The following is a 25,578-nucleotide window of genomic DNA, read 5'->3' as shown; positions in this document are numbered from 1 at the left end:
CCTGGCAACAAGTTGTCTTGGGAATGACTGTATGAAAAGCGTGATGCCGCAGCCATGACACGCGCCCAGCTGTTTGGCGTCGTCATCGGTTTGCTCATCGTGGCGGGGCTCACCGTCCTGCGCGCGGGCGATCCTGAACCGCTGAAGCTGGTGCGCGAGGCCACCTTCGATGAGTATCAGCGCATCGCGCCGCGTCCGTTCGAGGATATGCCGGTCCGCGTCGTCGACATCGACGAGGCCTCGCTGAAACAGTTCGGCCAGTGGCCGTGGCCGCGGGACCGCATGGCAACCCTGGTCGAACGTCTGACCGACATGGGCGCGTCGGCGATCGCCTTCGACATCCTGTTTGCCGAGCCAGACCGCTTGTCGCCGCGCAACGTCGTGCGCGACGTGCCCGGCATCGACCCCTCGATCCTGCAGCAGCTTCCCGACAACGACGAGATCTTCGCGGACGCGATCGTCGGCAAACCCGTCGTGTTCGGTTTCGGCCTTTCCAACGAAGGCGTCTACAAGCCCCAGGTGAAGGCCGGCATCGCCTATACGGGGGAGAGCCCGGCGGCGGCGCCGCCACGTCTCGTCGGCGCAACGCCGCTGCGCCCGAGGCTGGAAGAGGGCGCGGCCGGCCTCGGCCATATCAGCCTCAATCCCGGCAGATCGTCGGCCATGGTGCGAACGGTCCCGCTGTTCCTGAGCGACGGCGAGCAGCTCTACCCCAATCTTGCGCTCGAGGCGCTCAGGGTGGCGCAGGGCGCGTCCACCTACCTGCTGGGCGGCGCGACTGACGTGCCGGACACCATTACCTTCGTGAAGAATGGCGAGTTCGTCATCCCGGTCACGTCGACCGGCGAACTCTGGCTCTACGTCAGCCCGGACAGGGCGGAGCGATATGTGTCGGCCAGGGACGTGCTCGCTCCGAACGGTCCTTCGGATGCGGCGCGGACTGCGATCGAGGGCAGCATCGTCTTCGTCGGCACTTCCGCGGCGGGATTGCAGGACATCCGCACCACCGCGCTCGGCCAGAACGTGCCCGGCGTCTCCATCCACGCACAGACGGTGGAACAGATACTCTCAGGCAACTTCCTGTCCCGCCCGGACTGGGCGAACGGCCTGGAGATATTCGCGATTGCCGCGACCGGCTCGCTGCTGGTGTTGCTCACCATCTTCGTCAGCCCGGCCATTGCACTGGCCTGCGGCCTGCTGATCACGGGCCTTGCCCTGGTCGCATCATGGCTCGCCTACGCCTATGCGGGGATGCTGTTCGACCCCTTGGCTCCGATCGTCGCCGGGACGATCACACACTTCTCGGCCACATCCTACCGTTTCCTGGTGACGGACCGGCAGCGCCGCGAGATCCGCCGCGCCTTCGGCCAGTATCTGTCGCCGTCGCTGCTCTACCGCATCGAGCACACGCGCGACGCGCTGCGGCTGGGCGGAGACGATCGCGAACTCACCGTGATGTTCGTCGACGTGCGCAACTTCACCGAGATCAGCGAGCGGCTGCCGCCGATCGCGGTCGTCGCTTTCCTGAACACGCTGCTCGATGCGCTGAGCCGCCACGTCACTGCGAACGAGGGCACTCTCGACAAATTCATCGGGGATTCGATCATGGCGTTCTGGAATGCCCCGGTCGACGTCGCCGACCACCAGCGCCGGGCCGTCCGCGCCGCGCTAGAGATGCGGGAGACGCTTGCCGCCCTCAATGCCCGGGACGCGTTCGGCTTTGGGCCCCAGCACAAGGTCGGTATCGGCGTCGGCATTCACACCGGGCTGGCCTGCGTCGGCAACATGGGCGCCGAGAGCCGGTTCAACTACTCCGCGGTCGGCGACGCGGTGAACGCGGCCGCGCGCATAGAGGCCTCATGCAAGTCGGTCGCCTTCGACATCCTCGTTTCCGAAACCACGGCCGCTGCGCTGGACGGCCACGCGCTTCTCGACGCAGGTTCGCCGGAACTGCGCGGCAAGAGCGGGCGGATCAAGCTGTTTGCAGTCGTCGGTGATGCGGGCGTCGCTGAAACGGCGCAATTCGCCGAGCTCCGGGAGGTCCACGGCCGCCTCGTCCAGGCGATGCGCTCACGGTCGCCGGACACCCAGAAGATCGTCAATATGGCCAAGCTCAAGGCCCGCGGCCTGACCGCCCCGCTGCAGGAGTTCTACGGCCGCATTAGCCGGCGGGCCACCCACTTCGCTCCGGAACCGGCGGGAGGTGATGTCGGCTATGCCGGGGGCGATCAGCCTGCAGCCGTCGCCCAAAACCAGCAGTCCGTCATTCAATCGGTGCCTGGAGCGTCGCCCGGACCCTCGCCGGGCCCGTCGCCGGCGCCATCGCCCGGACCATCGTCGCCCCCCGGACCATCGCTCGGGCCATCGTCGCCGCCATCGTCGCCGCCCGGACCATCGCTCGGTCCGTCGTCGCCGCCATCATCGCCGCCCGGACCATCGCTCGGCCCGTCGTCGCCGCCATCGTCGCCGCCAGGGCCGTCGCTCGGGCCATCATCGCCACCGCCCGGGCCATCGGGTTCCCCTGGACCGTCAGGTTCGCCAGGCTGATTGGGTGGATCGGTCGGGGTCGGCCTGTCCGGCTCCTGCGGTGTCGGCCTGTCCGGTGGCTGCTGTGGTGTCGGCCTGTCCGGCGGCTGCTGCGGCGGGCTCGGCCTGTCCGGGGTGTTTGGCTTCTGAGGTTCGGTCGGAGTTTGCGGCGTGTTCGGTTTCTCAGGCGTGTTGGGCTGTTCCGGTTGGCGCTGCTGGCTCCGTTCCGTGCGCTGCGTGGGCTGTTCCTTGGTCGTGGCCGACGCCGACGAAAGCCCGCAACCGCCGCCGCCAAACCCAAACCCTCTCGAAAGCTGCTGGTTGCCGGACAGGAACGGCAGTGCGCGCTGGCTGCCAAGCGTCCTGAGGATGCTCCGATCGACGCGGCGTGCGCCGGTCATGCGGCCGCCGGGCGTCGCAACCATGGAGTCGCAGCGACGCCTGAGCATCGTGCAGCCGCTCGCACCGCAGAAGCGGGCCGCGCCGTTGAGCAGGACGACCGCCGTCGTCCCGTTCGGGGCCACGAAGAAGTCGAACGCGGTTCCGCGCACGCCGATCGTGCCTGCCGGCGTGAGGATCTCGTAGGCGGATGATTTCGATTTTCCGCTGATCCAGCGAAATGTTCCCTTGGCGGCCTTGATGGAGAGCTTCTTCACCGTCCTCGTATCGTCATACACATACTTGTCTATGACCACCGACGAACCCCATCCCACCGCGAGCTTGGTGCCGTCCTGGAAGACGAACTGGCCGAGACCCGAGCTGGACGTTCGAATGCGTTCGTCGCGGTAAACCGGGCTCTTGACGACGATGGGTCCGCTCTGGCCCGTGACATCGGTCTTGATCCGGACCGCTTCGCCAACCTTTTCGGCCGCCGACGACGGAACTGCGCCGCCCAGGACAACGCTCAACGCTACGATCGCCGCACCACGCAAGGACGACATCGCTCCCTCCAGCAATGGACGAGCCTAGCACAGTGGATGTCGGTGGAGATAGTCTATCACTTGGTCAGGATTTGCCGAGGTCATGATGTGTGAAGGTCAGTTCTAGAACACGCTTATGTTATCAGGACAGCGCGTCAGGAGATGAGGGGATGCGTCGTTTAGACTACTGCGTGAAAAAAGTAACACGTCCCCGCGGGAAGATTTTCCGCGGGGCGGATGGCGGTTTCTATTCAACCGGCCGCCGCCATTCGAGGCGGCGGCCGGACGACCCTGGATTACAACCGTTCCAGGTTGAGCAGGCTCGCATCCCCGCGCCATGACTTGGCGAGATCCGTGGCCGCCTTCTGCTGGGCTGCCGCGTCGCCCTTGGCCTTGGCTGCCTCCTGGAGTCCATAGAGCGCCCACGCGCTGCCCCTGGCGTGCTCGAGCGCGGCGTCGAACTCCTTCTGCGCTTCGTCGGCCTTGCCCTCCTTCAGCAGGGCGGCGCCCAGCGACTGTCTCACCGGATAATACCAGAACGGCGGCTCCATGTAGGGGATGGTGTCTTCGGTTTCCGCCGCGCTGCGCCAGAGCTCGATGGCGCCCGCATTGTCGCCTGCCGCCTGCTTGGCGCGTGCGAGCACGACGTTCTTCGCCACCTCCAGGACCGGCACGGCAGGCACGCCCCAGGCATCGAGCGTCGACCAGTCCGTCTCGCTCGCGATCTTCTGGATCGCGTCGGCCTCCTTTGCAGCGCCCGCCGTGTCCTTCTTCGACGCCAGCGCGACGCCGCGCGCATAGTGCCACATGGCCTTCACATAAGGCGGCGCATTGGGCGGGTCGGGCAGCGCCAGCACCATGTCGGGGTCGCCATACTGGGCCCATGCGTAATAGGGGGCCGCCTTCACCGGCTGCGCGATCGGTATTGCCGTCGCGACATCGTTGGTCAGCCATTTGTCGAGCTTGTCGGCCTGGGCGAGTACCGTCTGCTTGTCGCCGAGCAGTTGCGCCGACACCAGCACGAAATGCACGTTGTGCGAATAGTAGCCGATCGGGTAGACGCCCATCGCGCCAGTCTGGGTGATATAGTCCTCGTCGACCTTCGAGGCAGCCTTGTTGGACTCCAGCGAATCCACGTACCGGCCGATCCGATAGTAGATGTGGCTGGGCATGTGGACGATGTGGCCTGCGCCCGGCATCAGCGCCGCGAGCTTGTCGGCATAGGGCTCCGCCCGCTCCGGCCGGTCTGACGCCTCCACCAGGTGGATGTAGAGGTGGATCGCCGAGGGGTGCTCCGGCGCCTTGGCGAGCACGTGCTCGAGGCGCTTCTGCACGTCTGCGGTGCGGCCCTTCGGTTGCACGCCGCCCGGCTCCCAGTAGTCCCAGGGCTGCGTATCCATGCCCGCCTCGGCGGCCAGTACGGCGAGTTCCAGGTCGTCGGGATACTTGTCGGAAAGCGCCGACATCGCCTCCGCGAAGGCCATGTCGAGTTTCGGGCGTTCAGCGGCCGGATCATCCGAATAGCGCGCGGCGACGGCCTCGATCAGCCCCCGCTCCTTCTCGCTGCCGCCGGCGGAGAGAGCCTGCGCCTTCTTGAGCGCAGCCATCGCGGGCGCGTTGGCCTCCGGATCCATGGGGACGTTGATGTTGGGTCCGAGCACCAGCGCCTCGCCGACGAAGCACATGGCGCAATCGGGGTCGAGCCGCTGCGCCTTCTGAAAGGCGCGCCGGGCCTCGGCGTGGTTGAAGTTCGCCGCCATCCTGAGCCCCTGGTCGAAATAGGCCTGGCTCTCCTTGCTCTTCGTCGTCACCGGATAAGTGAGGGCGCCGAGGTTGTCCCACAATGGCGGCTCGGCTTCCGCATAGGCCTTTGCGGCTTGCGGCGACTGCATCTGCGTGGGGATGTTTGCCGTCCGGCAGTGCGGCGCTGCCGCAAGTTCTGCGGGAATTTTAGGCGTTTGCGCCGGAGCGCCGGCAGCGCCAAGATTGGCGGCGGCTCCGCCGACGCCTAGCCCGACCAGGACCAGTGCAGGCAGCCCTGCGTTCTGCAGGAGAACGGGTACCCTCATGAGAGCCTCCATGCATTTCTGACGGGAGGCAGATCTCGCCCAGGATCGCCGGCCGGAATTATCCGCCCGCACGGCCTTGCTGGCAAATCAAAAATAAGGGTCAGGTTTTGCCTGACCAGAGAAAGGTCGATGCGCTGACGTTGCTTGAAACGGCGTCAATCAGGACTGCTTGCGCCCCGTGCCCCTCTGCGCATGTGTTGGCGCGGGCAAGCACAGGGAAAAGATCACATGACGATGCGCAGGTTGGACAGCTCGTCAGCGATTTCCTTGAAAACGTCGTTCAGCTTCTTGCTGGTCGCGTTCCAGAACAGCTTCCTGCCCTTTGTCGGATCGTCCGGGTCGCGCGCGTAGCGAGAGCGTGACGCGCAGGTGTTCAGCATCGCGATCTGCTCCTTGTCTTCGGCATCGTTCGCATCGAGATCGAGCGCGACGGTCATGACGATCAAGCCGGCGCCCCGATTGCCCGTGTCGCCGCCGTTGGCGTTTTCACAGAGCTTGAGGAAATGCTGGTTCATCGCCTTGGGATAAGTTCCGCTGCTGTAGTAGCTGTTCCTGAAGTTGTTCTCGTAAGTGGTGCCGGAAAATACCCGGCCAGGATTTCCATCGGCGAGACGTGCATACCCGTATGCGGCGTAGGTCGACTTGTTGCCGACAGCGTCGTTGAACGAGTAGGTGTTGGCGCCGTCGGTGAGCACGATCACGACCTTGTCATTGCCGCGTTCAGTTTCGGAGCGGCCGCCTGTGAACGGCGCCTGGCTGGACAAGGTCCGCCACCCCCAAGCCATGCCTTCCGGCACGTTGGTGTTGCCTCCCGCTGCCATGCCGTTGATCGCCGCCTTGATGGCATTCAGGCCAGTCGTCTTGGTAATGTCGGTGAGAGGCGTGATGGCGGTGGTCGTGCAACTCGCGTTCGGCCCCTTGCCGGAAGCCGGCAAGGAAAAGCCGGCGGGTAGCGACGTGTAATATTTTGCGGCAAACCGCTGGCGTGTTTTGGCGTCTGAGTTGGAGGTAGCGTCGTTCCACCAAGTGTTGTTAGCATTGAAGTTCAGCAGATTGTCGTTCTTGTCGTCGTCCCATTTGAAGTCGCCTGCTTCGTCCGGGCCGAACATCGGCACGTAGAGCGTCGCTGGCGAGTTCGCCGGAGTGTCATCCGTATTGTAGGGGTAAGGTCGAGTCTCTACGCAGCCGCCCCACGAAAAGGACTGGAGCGCTTGCGACGAGCAGTTCGAGCCGCAGACGGAGTTCCGCAGGTCAGCGAACAGAGTGAATCGCGATACGGTTTGCCCTTGCGCGCTGCCCCAGCCGTTCCCAACCTTCTTGTATGGGTACGGCCCTGTGGCGGTCTGTTGGATTTTCTTATTGGCGGCAGTCAGTGTCGCCCAGTTGAAGTTCTCGTGGTGTATCGGCGATATGCCTTCTCGGTCCATCCAGGATTCGGACGCGTTGTCGGCGCCGATGTTGACCGACGCGGCGAAGGGAACCAGTGAGAACTGGACCGGCTTTTCGATGCCCTTCATCAGCTTGGCGGCGTTCGCCATCTGCTCGACGAGCTGGATGGACGCCGACTTGAGCAGCTTTAGACGCGGCTCGCGCGTATCCTTGCCCGGGTCGCCCATGGAGCCCGAGTTATCGAGGACCAGCGCCACCTCGACGGTGTTCTTGAGCTGCACCTCGGACTCGGCCCGGAAGGACCATTTCTTCTCGCCGGCCTCCTTGCCGTTCAGCAGCTTGAGGAACGGCGGCAGGAAATGCGGATCATAGTCGGTGATCGCCTGCAGCTTGACGCGGCCGCCGCCGGTGGTGTTGGTCGGCAGCTGGACGATGAGCTCTGATTTCTCGGGCTTCACCGACCCGAGATTGGCGTTGTAGAACTCGCGGGCGTAGGCTCTCACCTGCTCATCCGTCGCGTTGCCCTCGAGCAGGCGCCGCGCCGTCGCAATGCCGGCCGCGTCCAGCGCGTTCAGCGTATCCTGCCGCTCGCGGGACATGTCGGCATAATCGACCGCGAGGGCCAACCCGCCGAGCAGCGGAACCATCACGATCCCGGTCAGCATCATGTAGTTGCCGCGGACGTCACTCAGAAACTTGCGGAACATAGGTCCGAACCCCTCAAGCCCGAAGGTGATCCGGCGACGCTCGCACGAAATGTTTAAGATACCGGTTCGGAAGAGCATTAAAACCGCGCGCTCCCAATTTGCCGGGCGTTAACCGTGGGGCGCGGCAGCCTGTCGGGTCAGGGCCGGAGCAACTGGCCGCCGCCGCGTTCCGGCGTCAGTCGCGTGGGGCCGGAGAAGCGGTCGCCCATCATCAGGTCCACTCCGACATCGAGAAGCGCGATGGCGTCGTCGTCGTTGGACACGTCGGTCGCGATGACGCGCACGTCGGCACGAGCCGCACCAGCGAGCAGGCGCGCGGCGTGGATGCTGCCCGACCCGCCGTCGCCGATCAGCCGGGAGGCCGGCGCGCGGATGAATTTCACAGCGGGGTTGGCGAGGGCATTCGCCGCTCCCGCGCCATCGGCTTCGACGCAGAAGCCGATGCCTGCGTCCGCAAGCTGTTGGAGCGCGAGCGACAGGCGCGGGCATTCGAACAGCCTGGCCTCGACCACGAGCACGACGGCGCTGCGAGCCGCCGGCTGCAGGTGGGCCAGTTCCACGACCAGATCGAGCTCGCGCCGGGCGTCGAGCAGGCCGTCGGAGATCGCCACATGCAGCGGGCCGTCCGTAATGCCGGCAAGCTGGCTGTCGCCGGCCTCGATCGCAGCGACGATCGTCTGCCGCTCGAAGGCGGCGATGTCGAAGCCGGGCGGCGGCTGCGAAATGCGTCGCAGCACGAGCGGTTTCCGCTCGCGGCCGTGGACCGCGCGGGATACGTCGAAGCCGCAGACGTGGCCGGTCGTGACCGACACGATCGGTTGCAGGCTGAGCTCGACTCGCTCAAGCGCGGTCCTTTCCGCCAGCACGGCATTGACCAATGCCGGATCCGTCCCCCGCCGCCGCTCGGCGAAGAGGCGGGGAAGCCGCACGACATTGTCCCCGGGCGCCGAATCCCTGGCGACAGATGCCGCGGGCCGCGGCTGCTCGAGTGGTGCGGGGAGGGACGGTTCAGGGTGCGCTTGCGGATGTGGCTCCCACCCGTTCGAGGTCGCCCTGAGCGCCAGAAACTTGCTGAACGTCGCGTCCACCGAGGCGGTGAGACGGCTCATGTCTGAAGCAATGCCATTGGCGCGGCGGGCCGCGCGCAACGCGAGCGTGGTCGCGACCAGCGACAGCGTGAAGGCGAAGCCGATGGCGACAACCAATGCGGTTGGGCCGGTCATGGACAGCAAGCGAACCATTGTTGTTCTTCTTCGGTCCGGCCCGCGCCCGCCGGCACCCCTGCATCTGCCCGTTGGCCGGACGATACGCCTGCCCCCGGGGCGCTGTTAAGTGAAAGCTGGTGACAGGGTGAACGGCTTCGGTTAATTGCGTGGCCTGGATCGTATGAGAAGCGGTCCGCTCCCCCGAGCTTGCGAAAGGAACGACATGGCGGGTTCGCCCAAGATGATTGCAGCGCTTGCCGAGATCGAGGATCGATATGCCGCGATCCTCTGCGATGTGTGGGGCGTGATCCACAATGGCGAGCGCTCCTTTGCCGAGGCGTGTACCGCGCTGACCCGGGCCCGCGAGAAGGGCATCGCAGTGGTGCTGATCACCAACGCGCCGCGTCCTGCGCCGCCGATCATTGCGCAGCTTTCGGCGCTCGGCGTGCCGGAAGGCGCCTGGGACCGCATCGTCACCTCGGGCGACGTCACGCGCGAACTGGTCCGCGAGGGGCCGCGCAAGATCTTCCATATCGGCCCGGACCGCGACCTGACGCTCTACGACGGAATCGATGTCGAGGTGGTCGAGGAGTTCGAGGCACAGGGCGTGGTCTGCACCGGCTTCTTTGACGACCGCACGGAGACCCCGGACGACTATGTCGAAATGCTGCAGCGGCTCAGGGCCCGCAACCTGCCTTTCATCTGCGCCAACCCGGACATCGTGGTCGAGCGCGGCGACGAGCTGATGTGGTGCGCCGGCGCGCTGGCCCGCGATTACGCGCAGCTTGGCGGGCGCACGCTGATCGCCGGCAAGCCGCACAAGCCGATCTACGACGCTGCCCTCGAAGCGGCAGGCGAGGTGCTGGGACGCACCGTTGAGAAGACCGAGGTTGTGGCGATCGGCGACGGCGTACTCACCGACGTCAAGGGCGCCGAAAACAACGGGATCGATGTCCTCTACGTATCCGGCGGCATCCATTCGCGCGAGTATGGCGAGGAAGCGTATCAGCCGGAGCCGGCTCGCCTCGCGGCCTTCCTCGAAAAGCACGGCCACCATCCGGTGGCGGTGATTCCGCGCCTGCGCTGAGGATCATGATGACGACGGCGCGCGTGCTCAGGATCAGCGGCTCGGAGAGCCTGCCGGCCGGGCTGCGCGGCGGCGTCGTCGCGATCGGAAACTTCGACGGCGTCCACCGCGGGCACCAGGCGGTGCTGGCGCGGGCGCTGGACGAGGCCAAGCGCCTCGGGGTTCCGGCGCTGGTGCTGACCTTCGAGCCGCATCCGAGAACCTTCTTTCGCCCGGACCATCCGCTTTTTGTCGTCACGCCGGCGCCGATGCGGGCGCGCCTGCTCGCCCAGCTCGGCTTCGACGCTGTGGTGGAGCAGCCCTTCACCGGCGAGTTCGCGCAGCACTCGGCCGATCGCTTCGTCGAGGAGACGCTGGTCGCCCATCTAGGTATTTCGCACGCCGTCACCGGCTTCGACTTTCATTTCGGCAAGGGACGGCAGGGCGGCCCGGCGTTCCTGATGGCTGCGGGCAAGGAGAAGAGGTTCGGTGTGACGCTCGTCGACGCCTTCCGCGACGAAGGCTCCGAGGTTGTCTCGTCCAGCCGCATCCGCGAGCTGCTTGGCGAAGGCAACGTGGCCGAAGCCGCGGGGCTGCTCGGCTACCGCTATACGGTGGAGGCGGAGGTGATCCGCGGCAGGCAGCTCGGGCGCACGCTCGGCTTTCCCACCGCTAACATGGCGCTGCCGGAGCCGAACGGTCTCAAGCACGGCGTCTATGCCGTCCGGCTGCGCCGCGCCGACGGCAGTCTCCACGATGGCGTCGCGAGTTTCGGACGTCGCCCGACGGTCGACGCGGACGGCGTTCCGCTGCTGGAAACCTACGTGTTCGACTTTGCAGACGATCTTTACGGCGAAATCTGCGCCGTCTCCTTCTTCGGCTACCTGCGCGGCGAGGAGAAGTTCGACGGTCTCGAGGCCATGGTGGCGCAGATCCATCGAGACGAGGCCGAGGCGAGGGCGCTGCTTTCGGGCGTGCGGCCGCTCTCGGAACTGGACCTCGCCATCGCCTTCTAGAGTACACGCCGCCCTTCGCCCACGCCCTGCTCACATGGGTTAAACGTCCGCGCGCACAACCGATAATTGTTTCGCGTTTTAAGCGAATTTTCACCGTGCTGACTGACAACGGAACGCTTAGTGTGTTTTCGTAGTCCAGGCAGTTTCAGCATGAATTCCTTTCGTCTCGCCGCTGCCGCGGCTGTCCTTGCCAGCAGTGCGGGTGCCGCTTTCGCCGAGGAGGACGGAGGAGGTTGGCTCTCGGGCAGTTGGTCGCTGACGCTCGGTGCTTCCGGCTACTTCGCGCCCGAATACGAGGGCGACGACAAGATGGTGTTCCGCGCGGTGCCGCTGGTGTCGCTTGGCAAGACCGGGACGGTGACCAAGTTCGCCTCGCGCAACGACAACATCTCGCTCGGCCTGATCGACAACGGCACGGTCAGGGCGGGCGTCGCCGGAAAGATCATCTTCGGGCGCGACGCGGACGATTCTGACGACCTGGCGGGGCTCGATCCGGTGCGCTGGGGCGGGGAAGCCGGCCTGTTCGCCGAGGTCTACCCGCTCGACTGGCTGCGTGTGCGGGGCGAGGTGCGGCACGGGATCCGGTCGCATGACGGAATTGTGGGCGACGTCGCGGTGGATGCGTTTCAGGACGTCACGCCGTCGATCCGCGTGTCGGGCGGCCCGCGGCTTTCCTTCGCCTCGTCCGACTATTTCGACGCCTACTACGGCGTGTCGGCGGCGGAATCCGCCGCATCGGGGCTGGGCGCCTACGATCCCGGCAGCGGCATGAGAGCAGCGGGCGTCGGCGGCGCCGTCACCTGGCAGGCGACCGACAAGATCACGGCGAGCGTGTTCGGCGAGTATGCGCGGCTGCTCGGGCCGGCGGAAGACTCCACGCTGGTGAAGGAGCGCGGCTCGGTGGACCAGTTCACGGTCGGCATCTCGACGACGTACCGGTTCGATTTCGATCTTTAGGTTGGTACAACCTTGAGCCCAAGGTGACGTTCGAAGGGCTCATAGTCTCGGTCGAAGTGGAGCAACCGGTGATCGTGATGCAGGCAATAGCTCGCGATGATCAAGTCCGCCGTCTTGTTGATCGTGATGCCCAGTGCCCGAAGCGACCGATAATGCTGCGCGGCGGTCACCGCGATTGCCACATCGAGCATCGGGACAGTTGCGAACTTTTTGAGTTCAACGGCGATCCGGCGAGCGTGGAGGTCGTCGCGTGCGCCACGGAGTACCTCTAGAAGCACAATGTCGCCTACGAGGACTTGATCGGGATCGGTGACCGAGCGCAGAGTTCGGACGGGAGCGCTGTCCGTGTTTCGTATGTGCGCGATCCAAACCGAGGTATCGACGACGATCATATGCGTTCGGGAGGGCCGTCGTTGCGCATTTGGTCGAGGTCTCCCTCCCACCCCATGCCGGCAAGGTTTTTGATCGCCGCCCGCCGACGCTCGGTTGTAACCATTCGCCTAAGCGCCTCCTCAACCGCAGCTTTCTTGGTCTTTAGGCCAGTGATCTGCATGGCTTCGGCCATAAGCTTGTCGTCCAACTCAATATTCGTGCGCATGCTCGCCGCTCAATGTGTATGAAGTGGTGAAATTATACACACTGCTGCATGGAGCTACAACGCCGGTTGATGGATTCGCCCCCTTTATTCTCCGGCGTTCCTCCGCTAAAAGCGCCAGCATGAAACGGCTCGCGCCATACGCGGCGACAATACGAATTATTGGCCCGGTCCTCCGGGCGGCCTGAACGGTCGCCGGAGGATCCGGGTTTTGCGCGTCCTTACGCGCCCTTCCACCAGATTGACCTTTGGCGCCCGAAGCCGACTTCGGGCAACCCCGTGATGGCAAGACCGCAATGACCGATACCGCCGAAAAGCTCGACTACTCGAAAACCCTCTACTTGCCCCAGACCGATTTCCCGATGCGTGCCGGCCTTCCCGAGAAGGAGCCGCAGATCGTCAAGCGCTGGCAGGAGATGGATCTCTACAAGGCGCTGCGCGAGGACGCCCACGGCCGCCCGCTCTACGTGCTGCATGACGGCCCGCCCTATGCCAACGGCAACATCCATATCGGGCATGCGCTGAACAAGATCCTCAAGGACATCATCACGCGCTCCTTCCAGATGCGCGGCTACGACTCCAACTACATCCCGGGCTGGGACTGCCACGGCCTGCCGATCGAATGGAAGATCGAGGAGGAGAACTACCGCTCCAAGGGCAAGCAGAAGCCGGACCTTTCCGAGCCTGCGGCAATGGTGGAGTTCCGCCAGGAATGCCGCCGCTATGCCGAGCACTGGATCAAGGTGCAGGGCGACGAGTTCCAACGGCTCGGCGTGATCGGCGACTTCAAGAACCCATACCTGACCATGGCCTACCACGCAGAGTCGCGCATCGCCGGCGAACTGCTGAAGTTCGCCATGAGCGGCCAGCTCTATCGCGGCTCCAAGCCGGTGATGTGGAGCGTGGTGGAGCGCACCGCGCTGGCCGAGGCGGAGATCGAGTACCACGACTACGAGAGTGACACGATCTGGGTGAAGTTTCCGGTCTTCTTCATGGCGCGTGAAGGTGCGCAGATTAAGCCAGACCTTCTGGCGGCCGCTGTCGTCATCTGGACGACCACGCCCTGGACCATCCCCGGCAACCGGGCCGTGGCCTATTCGCCGCGCGTTACCTACGGTCTCTACGAGGTTACGGCCGCGGAGAACGATTTCGGGCCGCAGCCCGGCGAAAAGCTGATCTTCGCCGAGGCGCTGGCCGAAGAGTCCTTTGCCAAGTCGAAGCTGCAGTTCAAGAAGCTGCGCGCGGTCGAGGCGGACGAACTGGCGGCGCTGACCCTCGCGCATCCGCTGAAGGGCCTCGGCGGCGGCTACGAGTTCCCGGTTCCCATGCTTCCCGGCGACCACGTCACCGACGACGCCGGCACCGGCTTCGTGCACACCGCGCCCGGCCACGGCCGCGAGGACTTTGACGCCTGGATGGACGGGGCGAAGGGACTGCGCGCGCGTGGCATCGATCCTGCGATCCCCTTCACCGTCGACGACGCCGGCTTCTTCACCAAGGATGCGCCGGGCTTCGGGCCGGATCGCGAAGGGGGCGCTGCCCGCGTCATCGACGACAACGGCAAGAAGGGCGACGCCAACAAGGCGGTCATCGAGGAACTCATCAAGCGCAATGCGCTGTTCGCGCGCGGCCGCCTGAAGCACTCCTATCCGCATTCGTGGCGCTCGAAGAAGCCGATCATCTTCCGCAACACGCCGCAATGGTTCGTCTATATGGACAAGGACCTCGGCGACGCCACGACGCTCCGCAGCCGGGCGCTCGCCGCGATCGACGCGACGCGCTTCGTGCCGGCGGCCGGCCAGACGCGGCTACGCGCCATGATCGCCGAGCGGCCGGACTGGGTTCTGTCGCGGCAGCGCGCCTGGGGCGTGCCGATCTGCGTCTTCGCCGATGCCGACGGCAACGTGCTGATGGACGAGGCTGTCAACGCCCGCATCCTCGAGGCGTTCGAGGCGGAGGGCGCCGACGCGTGGTTCGCCGAAGGGGCGCGCGAGCGGTTCCTCGGCAGCCGCGCCAACGAGCCGTGGACGATGGTCAAGGACATCCTCGACGTCTGGTTCGATTCCGGCTCCACTCACGCCTTCACGCTGGAGGACCGGCCGGACGTGAAATGGCCGGCCGACGTCTATCTGGAGGGTTCCGACCAGCATCGCGGCTGGTTCCACTCCTCGCTGCTGGAAAGCTGCGGCACCCGCGGCCGCGCGCCCTATGACACGGTCGTCACCCATGGCTTCACCATGGACGAGGAAGGCCGCAAGATGTCGAAGTCGCTCGGCAACACGGTCGTCCCGCAGGACGTGATCAAGCAGTCTGGCGCCGACATCCTTCGGCTCTGGGTCGCCACCACCGACTATTGGGAGGACCAGCGGCTCGGCAAGAACGTCCTGCAGACCAACATCGACGCCTACCGCAAGCTGCGCAACACTGTCCGCTGGATGCTGGGCACGCTGGCGCACGATGACGGCGCGAAGGTGCCGCTGAAGGACATGCCGGAACTGGAGCGGCTGATGCTGCACCGGCTTGCGGAGCTCGACGAGGTGGTCCGCGGCGGCTACGACGCCTTCGACTTCAAGCGTGTCGCCAAGTCGCTGCTGGACTTCATGGTGGTCGACCTGTCGGCCTTCTACTTCGACGTGCGCAAGGACGCGCTTTACTGCGACGCGCCGTCGAGCGTGCGCCGCAAGGCGGCCGTGCAGGTCGTCCGGCATCTGTTTGAAAACGTCGTCGTCTGGCTGTCGCCGCTGCTGCCGTTCACCATGGAGGAGGCCTGGCTGGACCGTCATCCTGACGCCCGCTCCGTGCATTTCGAGCAGTTCCGGGAAATCCCCGCCGAGTGGCGCGACGAGGCGCTAGCCGAAAAATGGCGCAAGGTTAGGCAGGTGCGCCGGGTTGTCACCGGCGCGCTGGAGATCGAGCGCGCAAGGAAGACCATCGGCTCCTCGCTGGAGGCGGTGCCGGTCGTCTACGTCACGGACGCGGCGCTGCGCGAAGCGGTGTCGGACGTCGACCTGGCCGAGATCGCCATCACCAGCGACATCGAATTCGCTTCCGGCGAAGCGCCGGCCGATGCGTTCAGGCTGGACGACGTGGCGGGCGTGGCGGTCGTGATCGCGAAGGCCGAGGACCGCGGGCTGACGAAATGCGCCCGCTCGTGGCGCTACACGAGCGACGTCGGCTCCGATCCGGCGTTCCCAGACGTTTCGAAGCGCGACGCCGAGACGCTTCGCGAGTTGCAGGCGCTGGGGCGCCTCTGACACTGACGAAATGCGACCCCGCTGTCGCCGAAAGGCGGCGGCGGGCGCGCAAGGGCATTGTATGAGAACCGCCGCGTTGCCCTTAATAGACGGTTAAGGTAAAAGCCGGAACATCCGGACGCCATGTTGTCGCCGGATTCACGTCGGATGACCAGAGTTGACCTGAGGGGCGAGGGGCCGTTTGGCGTCGACCATCAAGCGAGAGGGTTTGCGGTGAGAATTGTTGGCATGAACGGCGCAGCCCGTCTGCGGATCGCGCTCGGCGCGCCGCTGGTCGCGTCGTCGCTCCTGCTCGCGGGCTGCATGTCGGACCCGACCTACGGGACTGGAAGAAGCGCGAGCATCCAGCTTGCGGAGGACCTGACCGGCGTGCTCTCGCTGACGCCGAAGCAGAAGGAGGCGATCGCCTACGAGCCGCGCCCCGACCTGGTGCGCCCCGCCGCCGGCCAGAAGGCCAACCTGCCTGCGCCGCAGGACAGGCTTGCGTCGACGGGCAATCCCAGCTGGCCGGAGTCCCCCGAGGCCAAGCGCGCCCGGCTGAAGAAGGAAATCACCGAAAACCGCGACAATCCGACTTATGATTCGCCGATCGCCGGAGCCGTGGCGAGCACCGAGACGGGCAGGCGGCTGGGCAGCGGCGACATTGACTCGCCCCGCGCGCACGATGCGGGCCGGCGCTATGGCGACCAGTACAACACCAAGGCGCAGCGCGAGCAGTTCAACAAGCGGCTTGCCGAAGAGCGCCAAGGCAGTCCGACGTCGCGCAAGTATCTGAGCGAGCCGCCGCTGGTCTACCGCGCGCCGGCCGCGACTGCGGCGACGGACGACGTTGGCGAAGACGAGCTGAAGAAGGAGCGTCGTCGCAAGGCCGAAGCCCGCAAGGGCAGCGGCAACAGCTGGCGCGACATCATTCCCGGCCTGTAAGCCGCCTCAGCCTTCCCGTTTCGATCGAAAGAACGATTTGAGCAGGTCGGCGGCGCGTGTTTCGCCAATGCCTGGGTAGGTTTCAGGCACGTGATGGCAGGTGGGCGACGCGAAGAAGCGCACGCCGCTCACCACTGCGCCCCCTTTTTCGTCAGCTGCGCCGAAATACAGCCGCCGGATGCGCGCGAAGGAGATCGCCGCTGCGCACATGGTGCAGGGTTCCAGGGAGACGTAGAGGTCGGCATCCGTGAGCCGCTCGGCCGAAAGCTGCGCGGCCGCTTCGCGGATGACAAGCATTTCGGCATGGGCAGTGGGATCGTTGAGTTCGCGGGTGCGATTGCCGGCACGCGCAACCACGACGCCGCCCAAGGTCACCACGGCCCCTATCGGCACTTCGCCGCGTTCGGCGGCGGCCTCGGCTTCGTCAAGTGCCAGGCTCATGAAGTCGGGGCGCTTCATCTAACTCTCAAAACCCTCACAGGAGCGGCAGCGGGTCCGATATTGTTCTCGCAAGCGCAGGGCGCGCCTGTTATCTAGCCGCCAGAAAAGGCAAAGGCCACATGGACGACGAAAAGAAGAATAAGACCGGCAAGGGCAAGGGGCCGCACAGCGGACCGGCAGGCCGGCGTGACGGAAAACCCGGCGGCAAGCCATTCGGCACGAAGCCGTCGCGAGCTCCCTACAAAGGGAAGAGCGAGGGCGCCGGCGGCAGGCGGCCCTTCGCGCGCGACCATGCGGCCGGCGGCGAGCAGGGCGACAGGCCGTCGTTCCACAAAGGTCCACGACCGGCGCGCAGTGGCGACGGCGAGCGTGCGCCATTCGAGGGCAAGCGGCCGTTCCGTGAGAAGCGCGAGTTTTCGGGCGACCGTCCGCGCGGCGCTGGCTCGGATCGCCCGTTCCAGAAAGGCCCGAGGCCGGATCGCAGCGAAGGCGGCGAGCGCGCGCCATTCGAGGGCAAGCGGCCGTTCCGCGAGAAGCGCGAGTTTTCGGGCGACCGTCCGCGCGGCGCTGGCTCGGATCGCCCGTTCCAGAAAGGCCCGAGGCCGGATCGCGGCGAAGGCGGCGAGCGTGCGCCGTTCGAGGGCAGGCGGCCTTTCCGCGAGAAGCGTGAGTTTTCGGCTGACCGTCCGCGGGCCGCTGGCTCGGATCGCCCGTTCCAGAAAGGCCCGAGACCGGATCGTGGCGAAGGCGATCGTCCAGCCCGGTCGGCATCGGGCGACCGGCCGCCATTCCGGAAAGGGCCGCGTCCCGATCACGCCGATGGCGGAAGGCCGTTCCGTGAGCGCCGCGATTTTGGCGCGGACCGCCCGGCGCGGACCGAGGGAGCTGGCTCCGAAGGTGAGCGCGGGGGCGACCGCCCGTTCCGCAAGCCGCGTCCCGAGTGGAAACAGGACGGCGAGCACGGCAATCAGCGCCCGGGCCGTTTCGAGCGCGGAGACGCGCGCGAAGCCGGTGGCGACAGGCCGCGTTCGTTCGGCATGAAGCGTCACGCCGAGGCCGGGCACAGCGAGGGTGGCAAGCCGCGCTCTTACGGCACGAAGTCTCATGACGCGCCGAAGCGCAGCTCCGACCGCCCGCGTGCACGCGGGCCCGAGGCCGTCGAAGAGGCCGGCGAGCGCATCGCCAAGCGCCTGGCCCGCGCCGGCATCGCCTCGCGCCGCGAGGCGGAAGACCTGGTTTCGGCCGGCCGCGTCAGGGTGAACGGGAAGGTCCTGAGTTCGCCCGCCGTCAATGTCGGGCCCGACGACCGCATCGAGCTCGACGGCACCGAGATTCCGCCTATCGAGCGGACGCGGGTCTTCCTGTTCCACAAGCCGGCTGGGGTGGTGACGACCAACCGCGACCCGGAAGGCCGCAAGACCGTCTTCGACGTGTTGCCCGAGGGCTTGCCGCGGCTGATGACGATCGGCCGCCTGGATATCAACACCGAAGGCCTGCTGCTGTTGACCAACGATGGCGGGCTGGCGCGCGTGCTCGAGCTGCCTGCGACCGGCTGGCTGCGCCGCTATCGGGTGCGCGTTCATGGCGAGGTGGACGAGAAGGCTTTGGCCGGCCTCAAGGATGGTATCGCCGTGGACGGCGTGTTCTACGGCGCGATCGAAGCTTCGCTGGAGCGCGTTCAGGGCACCAATGCGTGGCTGAACATCGGTTTTCGCGAAGGCAAGAACCGTGAAGTGAAGAACGTGCTTGGCGCGCTCGGCCTCGAGGTGACGCGCCTGATCCGCGTGTCCTTCGGGCCGTTCCAGCTTGGTGAATTGCCCGAGGGCGAGGTGCAGGAGCTCAAGGGCCGGACGCTGCGCGACCAGCTCGGCGAGCGGCTGATCGAGGAATCGGGCGCGAATTTCGATGCACCCATCAGCAAGCCGTTCTCCAACAAGGCCGACCAGGAGCGCCGTCCGCGCGACGACCGCTCGCGCGAAGACCATGCTGAACGGCCCCGCAGGGAATCGCGGCCGGTCGAGATCGGCGAGGGCGGTTTGATCAAGGGCCGCAAGCGCCGGCGGGAGGATGCCCGCGAGGATGCGCTGGGGAAGTTGTCTACGCGGCCGGAACGGGGCGGCTTCGGCGGACGCGGCGACAAGCCCGCATTCCGCTCGGGCGGGCCAGGAGCACGCGGCAAGCGCGACGATCGCGAAGCTCAGCCTGAGCGACCCGGCCAGCGCAAGGCCAATGTCTGGATGGCTCCCGGCGCGCGTCCGGAGCGCGAAGGTTCCAAGCCGAAGGCCAAGGACAAGCCGGCGCCGCGTTCCGGCGGACCGGGCCGCAGTGGCCCAAGGCCGCGCAAGCCCTGATGCGGATCGTAGGGGGCGAACTGCGCGGCCGCGCTTTGGCGACGCCTCGCGGCGATCACATCCGGCCGACCAGCGATCGCACGCGCGAAGCCGTGTTCAACGTGCTGGCGCACCGCTTCGACGGAGCGCCGGAAGGAGCCCGCGTGCTCGACCTGTTCGCTGGCACCGGCGCGCTCGGCATCGAGGCGATGTCGCGCGGCGCCGCCCACTGCCTGTTCATCGAAGAATCGGCGGAGGGTAGGGGACTGATCCGCGACAACATCGAGGCGTTCGGGCTGCAGGGCCGCACCAAGATCTTCCGCCGCGACGCCACGCGCCTCGGCGACGCCGGCACCATCCTGCCCTTCGACCTCGTCTTCGCCGACCCGCCGTATGGCAAGGGAATGGGCGAGCGGGCGCTGAAAGCGGCGAAAGAGGGCGGATGGCTGCGGCCGGCGGCGCTTTGTGTCGTCGAGGAGGCTGCCTCGGCCGTGTTCGACGCGGTCGCGGGATTCCGCCTGGAAGATGAACGCAACTATGGCGATACCATCGTCAGGTTCCTGCGGCTCGCCTGAGTTCCGCACATTGCCCACATTCGGCCCTGTCCTGTGGCCGCGACACTTCCTATGTTCACGGCGTCGAGACAGGGCGAATACATGAACCACACCGCTGCGATGCACCGTCCATCCGGACCGACCTTCGCCGTCGCCTTTGGCGGCGGGGGCGCGCGCGGCCTCGCCCACATCCATGTCATCGAGACGTTGGACGAGCTGGGCATACACCCGGTGATGATCGCCGGCTCGTCGATCGGGGCGATCATGGGCGCTGGCATGGCGGCAGGCATGCGCGGCGCCGAAATCCATGCCTATGCCCGGGCAATCCTGGGACGGCGCGCCGAACTGGCGAGCCGGATCTGGCGTGCGCGGCCCGGCAGCCTGACGGAAATGTTCGAGCGCGGCATCCGCGTCGGCCAGTTCAACATCGAGCGCATCCTGGGCGCCTTCCTGCCCGACGAGATCCCCGAAACCTTCGGAGAGCTGGGCATTCCGCTTCGCGTCACGGGCACCGACTACTACGGCCACTGCCTTGCGGTCTTCGACAGCGGCGACCTGCGCAGCGCGCTCGCCGCATCTGCCGCCATACCCGCCGTGTTTCAGCCGGTAACGCGGGACGGTCGGCTCTATATCGACGGAGGCATCTACAATCCCGTCCCCTTCGACCTGGTGGAGGGCATAGCCGACATCACCATCGCCATCGACGTGGTCGGAGCGCCGACCGAGGGACAGCGCCGACCGACATCCATCGACCTGATGTTCGGGGCAACGCAACTCATGATGCAGTCCATCAACGACACCAAGCTGCGCCAGAGCGCGCCGCAAATTCTGTTGCGACCCCCGGTCTCGGCATTTCGCGCGCTTGATTTCCTGAAAGTGGAAACCGTCCTGCACGAGACCCGCGCCATCCGGGATGAGCTGAAACGGGAGATCGAGAAGGCGGTTGCCGCGTGCGCCGCGGGCTGAGCGAAATCCGGGCCCGCGCACGTGGTACGGCGGCGGGATGTCGCTTTCCATTGCGCATCGGGGGGCGAAACAATAGATCAACGGCAGCGTGTCCGTTTCGGAACACGCACAAGTTCCACGGTGCGGGACCATTTCATGACGGACTCACTTGATTCTGCCCGGCTGATCGACCGTGTCGCAGCGCTGGTCGAAGCCGCGAAGAAGGCCGGCGCGGACGCCGCCGATGCGGTGGCGGTGCGCGGCCGCTCGTCGGGCGTTTCCGTCCGGCTGGGCAAGGTGGAGAATGCCGAATCGTCGGAAAGCGATGACGTCTCGCTGCGTGTCTTCGTCGGGAAGCGCGTCGCAAGCGTCTCGGCGACGGCCGCGTCCGATGCCGGAGCCCTTGCCGAGCGGGCCGTCGCCATGGCGCGGGTCGCGCCCGAAGATCCCTTTCAAGGACTGGCCGATCCGTCGCTGCTGGTGAAGTCGCCGAAGAACCTGGACCTTTTCGACGCAACGACCGTCTCGGCCGACCGGCTGAGGGAGGATGCGCTCGCCGCGGAAGAGGCCGCGCTCGCCGTTCCGGGCGTGACCAACTCCAGCGGCAGCAGCGCAAGCGCCGGACTGGGTGGGCTGGTGCTGGCCACTTCCCATGGCTTCCTCGGGCAATATGTGGCCTCCCGCTTCTCCCGCTCCGTCAGCGTGATCGCCGGCGAGGGCACCGGCATGGAGCGGGACTACGATTTTTCCTCGCGCCAGCATTTCGCCGATCTGGATTCGCCGGACACCATCGGCCGCAAGGCAGGCGAGCGGGCGGTGAAGCGGCTCAACCCGCGGAAGGCTGCCACGGGTCCGGTGACCGTCATCTTCGATCCGCGCGTGGCCCGAGGCATAGCCGGCCATCTTGCCGGAGCCATCAATGGCGCTGCGGTCGCCCGCAAGACCAGCTTCTTGCGCGACATGATGGGCAAGAAGGTCGCTGCCGACGCGATCACAGTCACGGACGAGCCGCTCAGGGTTCGCGGACAGGCTTCGCGTCCCTTCGACGGCGAAGGCGTTGAAGGCCGCAAGCTGGAGATGGTGACGAACGGCGTGCTGAACCACTGGTTCCTGTCCACGTCCGCGGCGCGCGAGCTGGGGCTCGAAACCAACGGCCGCGGCGTGCGGGCCGCTTCGTCGGTCACGCCGTCATCCACGAACCTGGCGATCGAGCCTGGCTCCACGTCTCCCGAGGACATGATCAGAACCTTGAGATCTGGCTTCTATGTTACTGAAGTCTTCGGGCAGGGCGTCAACATGGTCACGGGCGAGTACAGCCGGGGCGCATCCGGCTTCTGGATCGAGGACGGCGAACTCGCCTATCCCGTCTCGGAGGTGACGATCGCTTCGAACCTGAAGGACATGTTCCTGAACCTCGTCCCGGCGGACGATCTCGACCGCAATTTCGGGACCGCGGCGCCGACGCTACTCGTCGAGGGGATGACGCTTGCAGGGCGCTGAGCAGGCCGATATGGGCGGCGATCTCCGCTTGCTCGAGGAGGCGGCTCGGGAAGCCGGCCAGATCGCGCTGCGCTACTTCAAGCGGGATCCTGAGGTCTGGATGAAGGGCGGCCGCTCGCCGGTGAGCGAGGCCGATTATGCCGTCGATAGCTATCTGCGGGAAACCCTCCTGGCCGCGCGGCCGGGCTATGGCTGGCTCTCGGAGGAAACCGTCGACGGGGAGGCGCGGCTTTCGGCCCGGCGCACTTTCGTCGTCGATCCGATCGACGGCACGCGCGCCTTCCTGAACGGGCGTTCGACATGGTGCATCAGCGTTGCGGTCGTTGAGGACGGCGTCTCCTTGTGCGGCGTGTTGGACTGCCCCGCCAAGAACAACGTGTTCGTAGCGGCGAAAGGACGGGGCTCCTGGCTCGACGGGCGGCCTATCAAGGTGCGCACGCCTGCGCAAATTCCGGTCATTGGTGGGCCGAAGTCGATCATCGATGCGCTGCCGCACGGATTGCGTGCGAAGCTGCCGGATGTGCCCTATATACCCTCTCTCGCATATCGGCTGGCGATGGTGGCGAAGGGCGAACTCGACGCCACCTTCGTGAAGCCAAATTCCCATGATTGGGATCTGGCCGCGGCCGACGTGATTCTGCGCGAGGCCGGCGGGCGCATCCTCAATGAGGCTGGCAAACCGCCGCGGTATGCGGGCCGCCAAGTCACGCACGGTGCGCTCGTCGCCGGGAGCGGGTCGCTTCTGGACGAGATTGCCGGAGCGATTGTCGAATTCGAGTCTTGACGAATGGCGAGCCGAGTTCCAAACCGCCACGCGGGACGCGTGGTCTGAAAAGCAAATCGGGGCGATTATGGCTGAAGAAGACCCTCAGAAACAACTTCTACATCTTGTGTTCGGCGGCGAGCTGAAGTCGGTGGACGGAACCGAATTCCGCGACTTGAGCGCGCTGGACATCGTGGGCGTCTATCCGAACTATGCCCAGGCCGCGGCTGCATGGAAGCAAAAGGCGCAGCAGACGGTCGACAACGCGCACATGCGCTACTTCGTCGTGCACCTCCACCGTCTGCTCGATCCCGATGAAAAGAGCGGCAAGGGCTGAATCTTGGACGATCGCATGACCATTGCGCCCGTTGAGCGCGGCGGCCGCAAGCCGTCGCTTTGGCGCTCCATAAGGAAGCCGATCCAGGATTCGAAGTTCTTCAAGAACTTCGTAGCCTCGCTGGCTGCGAACTATATTCGCCTGGTGCGCCTGACGAACCCGATGGCGAAGGGATCGGACGACCCCACGCAGGGCTTCATGCGCCACAGGAATGCGATCTTTGGCCTTTGGCACGGTCAGCATATTTTTATCCCGGTCTATCATCCGCGCGGAAATCCGATGGCGACGATGATCTCGCGTAGCGCGGATGCGGAGATCAACGCCCTGTGCACGGAAAAGCTGGGACTGAAGGTGTTCCGCGGCTCCGGTGGACGCGAGCGCGAGAAGGCGGTCGAGAAGGGCGGCATACGCGGCCTGATCGCCCTGAAGAAGGCGCTGGACGCCGGCATGTCGGTGGGCACTGTCGCGGACATTCCGAGCGGCACGCCGCGTGACGCAGGCATGGGCATCATCACACTGGCCAAGCTGTCGGGTCGCCCGATCGTGCCCGTCGCCTTCAACACGAGCCGGCGCAAGGTTTTGGAGAAGACCTGGGACAAGACGACGGTCAATCTGCCGTTCGGCCGCAGTGCCATCTGTTTCGGCGAGCCGATCCAGGTGCCCCGCGATGCCGACGATGCGGCGATGGAGGCCAGTCGCCTTGCCCTGACCGACGCTATGAACGTGGTAACGGATCGCGCGCGGAAAATCGTTGACGGTGTCGCATGAGCGAACGCTGGGCGCGCCGAATGCTCGGGATCTACAGCCTCGCCGGCGCGGCGGCCTATCCACTGATCGGCGGCTACGTCGCCTGGCGCGCCAGCAGGGGCAAGGAAGACCCGAAGCGTCGTAGCGAGCGCTACGGTTATCCCAGCCGCGCCCGTCCCGCCGGACCGCTGGTCTGGTTTCATGCGGCCAGCGTCGGCGAGACCCTGGCCGTGATCCCTCTCGTCGAGAGCATCGTCTCCTGTGGCGTCAACGTCGTGCTGACGACGGGGACCGTGACCTCGGCAGGCCTCGTGGAGAAGCGGCTCGGCGAGCGTGTCATCCATCAGTATGTGCCGCTCGACTTGAAGCCTGCGGTGCGCCGCTTCCTCGACTTCTGGCAGCCCGACCTCGCCATCATCGCAGAATCCGAGATCTGGCCGATGACGATCTTGGAGCTTGGCGCGCGGCGGGTGCCGCAGGTCCTGGTCAATGGCCGCTTGTCCGACCGATCCTATGCATCCTGGCAGAAGCGTCACCACATCGCGGAAGCACTGTTTGAAAACCTTGCGCATGTCGTCGCCCAGTCGGAGACGGACGGCGAGCGCTTCCGGTCGCTGGGCGCCCGGCCCGTCACGGTCTCGGGAAATCTCAAGGTCGACACGCCGCCACCGCCGGTCGACGAGCAGGCCTTGATGCAACTGAGGCGTGAGATCGGCCGCCGCAAGACCTGGGCGGCCGTATCCACCCATGACGGCGAGGAATCCGTTGCCGCCGAGGTCCATACGATGCTCCGCGGCCGCCATGCCGGACTTTTGACCATCATAGTGCCCAGGCATCCGGACCGCGCCGAAGCTTTGGCGACACAATTCCAGGCCCTGGGCCTGAACGTGGCCAGACGCAGCGCGGGCAACGCGATCACCCCAGACACGGATATCCTGCTCGGGGATACCATCGGGGAGATGGGACTTTACCTGCGGCTGACTGAGATTGCGTTCGTTGGACGCTCGCTCACCTCGGAGGGCGGCCAGAACCCGCTCGAGCCTGCCATGCTGGACACGGCGGTGCTTGCCGGCCGCAACGTGCAGAACTTTCGCGATTCCTACCAGCGGCTGATCGAAAGCGGCGGCGCGAAGTTCGTCCGCGACCGCGACATGCTGGCCGGGGCGGTCAATTTCCTGCTCAACAACGAGGTGGCGCGCCACGAGATGATCGCGGCGGGCGCGCAGACCGTCCAGGACATGCGCGGGGCGCTGCAGCGGACGCTGAAGGCGCTGGATCCGTTCATCCGGCCGCTGACCGTCCAGGCGCGGCTCGGGGCTGGCGGACGGTAGGC

The 25,578-nt window shown here is 66.0% G+C and carries 20 protein-coding genes and 1 pseudogene; 14 read left to right on the top strand and 7 right to left on the bottom strand.

The features are described 5' to 3' along the window. The first annotated feature begins 54 nt into the window (after positions 1 to 54). Positions 55 to 2,547: a CHASE2 domain-containing protein gene (locus PD284_RS20580; protein ID WP_338036673.1), complete on the top strand. Its 2,493-nt coding sequence runs from the start codon at positions 55 to 57 to the stop codon at positions 2,545 to 2,547. Here the strand turns inward: PD284_RS20580 and PD284_RS20575 are convergent. From PD284_RS20575 to PD284_RS20560, 4 genes and pseudogenes are all read right to left on the bottom strand, one after another. Further along, positions 2,436 to 3,467 (bottom strand): annotated as a pseudogene (locus tag PD284_RS20575) (FecR family protein); the annotation flags it as partial. The gene PD284_RS20580 and the pseudogene PD284_RS20575 sit on opposite strands and share 112 nt — an antisense overlap. A 275-nt stretch (positions 3,468 to 3,742) precedes the next feature. Then, the gene (locus PD284_RS20570) at positions 3,743 to 5,515 is read right to left on the bottom strand and encodes a tetratricopeptide repeat protein (RefSeq protein WP_274629992.1); all 1,773 of its coding nucleotides are present in this window, start codon (positions 5,513 to 5,515) and stop codon (positions 3,743 to 3,745) included. 224 nt (positions 5,516 to 5,739) lie between these two features. Beyond that, complete coding sequence (locus tag PD284_RS20565) at positions 5,740 to 7,611, bottom strand: pilus assembly protein TadG-related protein (RefSeq protein ID WP_274629991.1); 1,872 nt, start codon at positions 7,609 to 7,611, stop codon at positions 5,740 to 5,742. Positions 7,612 to 7,748: 137 nt separating this feature from the next. Further along, on the bottom strand, positions 7,749 to 8,852 hold the full coding sequence (locus tag PD284_RS20560; RefSeq protein WP_274629990.1) for an EAL domain-containing protein: 1,104 nt from the start codon (positions 8,850 to 8,852) through the stop codon (positions 7,749 to 7,751). Positions 8,853 to 9,039: 187 nt separating this feature from the next. Here PD284_RS20560 and PD284_RS20555 point away from each other — a divergent pair, with 187 nt between their 5' ends. From PD284_RS20555 to PD284_RS20545, 3 genes are all read left to right on the top strand, one after another. After that, the gene (locus tag PD284_RS20555) at positions 9,040 to 9,903 is read left to right on the top strand and encodes a TIGR01459 family HAD-type hydrolase (protein ID WP_274629989.1); all 864 of its coding nucleotides are present in this window, start codon (positions 9,040 to 9,042) and stop codon (positions 9,901 to 9,903) included. A gap of 8 nt (positions 9,904 to 9,911) precedes the next feature. Continuing rightward, entirely contained in the window at positions 9,912 to 10,898 is a 987-nt protein-coding gene (locus PD284_RS20550) for a bifunctional riboflavin kinase/FAD synthetase (RefSeq protein ID WP_274629988.1), read from the top strand. A 150-nt stretch (positions 10,899 to 11,048) separates the two neighbouring features. Then, complete coding sequence (locus PD284_RS20545) at positions 11,049 to 11,855, top strand: MipA/OmpV family protein (RefSeq protein ID WP_274629987.1); 807 nt, start codon at positions 11,049 to 11,051, stop codon at positions 11,853 to 11,855. Here PD284_RS20545 and vapC read toward each other — a convergent pair. Both vapC and PD284_RS20535 read right to left on the bottom strand, forming a co-directional pair. Further along, on the bottom strand, positions 11,852 to 12,247 hold the full coding sequence (gene vapC / locus PD284_RS20540) for a type II toxin-antitoxin system VapC family toxin (protein ID WP_274629986.1): 396 nt from the start codon (positions 12,245 to 12,247) through the stop codon (positions 11,852 to 11,854). The two genes, PD284_RS20545 and vapC, sit on opposite strands and share 4 nt — an antisense overlap. Next, complete coding sequence (locus PD284_RS20535; protein ID WP_274629985.1) at positions 12,244 to 12,453, bottom strand: type II toxin-antitoxin system VapB family antitoxin; 210 nt, start codon at positions 12,451 to 12,453, stop codon at positions 12,244 to 12,246. Before PD284_RS20535 ends, vapC begins: the two co-directional genes overlap by 4 nt. 293 nt (positions 12,454 to 12,746) lie before the next feature. On the opposite strand from PD284_RS20535, the gene ileS reads away from it, so the two are divergent. Then, entirely contained in the window at positions 12,747 to 15,704 is a 2,958-nt protein-coding gene (gene ileS, locus PD284_RS20530) for an isoleucine--tRNA ligase (protein WP_274629984.1), read from the top strand. A 228-nt stretch (positions 15,705 to 15,932) separates the two neighbouring features. Next, entirely contained in the window at positions 15,933 to 16,628 is a 696-nt protein-coding gene (locus PD284_RS20525) for a hypothetical protein (protein ID WP_274629983.1), read from the top strand. Positions 16,629 to 16,634: 6 nt separating this feature from the next. On the opposite strand, the gene PD284_RS20520 is transcribed toward PD284_RS20525, so the two are convergent. Further along, a complete protein-coding gene (locus PD284_RS20520) occupies positions 16,635 to 17,087 on the bottom strand; it encodes a nucleoside deaminase (protein ID WP_274629982.1) in 453 nt (150 codons plus the stop codon). A 101-nt stretch (positions 17,088 to 17,188) separates the two neighbouring features. Between PD284_RS20520 and PD284_RS20515 the strand changes: the two genes are divergently transcribed. The 8 genes from PD284_RS20515 (at position 17,189) to waaA (ending at position 25,576) form a co-directional block, all read left to right on the top strand. Next, complete coding sequence (locus tag PD284_RS20515) at positions 17,189 to 19,420, top strand: pseudouridine synthase (RefSeq protein WP_274629981.1); 2,232 nt, start codon at positions 17,189 to 17,191, stop codon at positions 19,418 to 19,420. Then, positions 19,420 to 19,974, top strand: coding sequence for a 16S rRNA (guanine(966)-N(2))-methyltransferase RsmD (rsmD, locus tag PD284_RS20510; RefSeq protein ID WP_274629980.1), 555 nt, complete (start codon positions 19,420 to 19,422; stop codon positions 19,972 to 19,974). Before PD284_RS20515 ends, rsmD begins: the two co-directional genes overlap by 1 nt. 81 nt (positions 19,975 to 20,055) lie before the next feature. Further along, positions 20,056 to 20,919, top strand: coding sequence for a patatin-like phospholipase family protein (locus PD284_RS20505; protein ID WP_274629979.1), 864 nt, complete (start codon positions 20,056 to 20,058; stop codon positions 20,917 to 20,919). 135 nt (positions 20,920 to 21,054) lie between these two features. After that, entirely contained in the window at positions 21,055 to 22,398 is a 1,344-nt protein-coding gene (locus PD284_RS20500) for a TldD/PmbA family protein (protein ID WP_274629978.1), read from the top strand. A 10-nt stretch (positions 22,399 to 22,408) separates the two neighbouring features. Continuing rightward, complete coding sequence (locus tag PD284_RS20495) at positions 22,409 to 23,182, top strand: 3'(2'),5'-bisphosphate nucleotidase CysQ (protein WP_274629977.1); 774 nt, start codon at positions 22,409 to 22,411, stop codon at positions 23,180 to 23,182. Positions 23,183 to 23,249: 67 nt separating this feature from the next. Further along, positions 23,250 to 23,498: a DUF4170 domain-containing protein gene (locus PD284_RS20490; RefSeq protein ID WP_274630717.1), complete on the top strand. Its 249-nt coding sequence runs from the start codon at positions 23,250 to 23,252 to the stop codon at positions 23,496 to 23,498. A gap of 15 nt (positions 23,499 to 23,513) precedes the next feature. Beyond that, positions 23,514 to 24,266 carry a lysophospholipid acyltransferase family protein gene (locus PD284_RS20485; RefSeq protein WP_274629976.1) on the top strand — a complete coding sequence of 251 codons (753 nt, stop codon included), beginning with the start codon at positions 23,514 to 23,516 and terminating at the stop codon, positions 24,264 to 24,266. Beyond that, positions 24,263 to 25,576, top strand: a complete 1,314-nt coding sequence (gene waaA, locus PD284_RS20480) for a lipid IV(A) 3-deoxy-D-manno-octulosonic acid transferase (RefSeq protein WP_274629975.1) — start codon at positions 24,263 to 24,265, stop codon at positions 25,574 to 25,576. Before PD284_RS20485 ends, waaA begins: the two co-directional genes overlap by 4 nt. Positions 25,577 to 25,578 lie beyond the last annotated feature (2 nt).

Source organism: Mesorhizobium shangrilense (assembly GCF_028826155.1).
In the GTDB taxonomy this organism is placed as follows: Bacteria; Pseudomonadota; Alphaproteobacteria; order Rhizobiales; family Rhizobiaceae; genus Arvimicrobium; species Arvimicrobium flavum.
The sequence above is the reverse complement of the archived record's forward strand: the minus strand, read 5'-3'. Positions and strand labels throughout refer to the sequence as shown.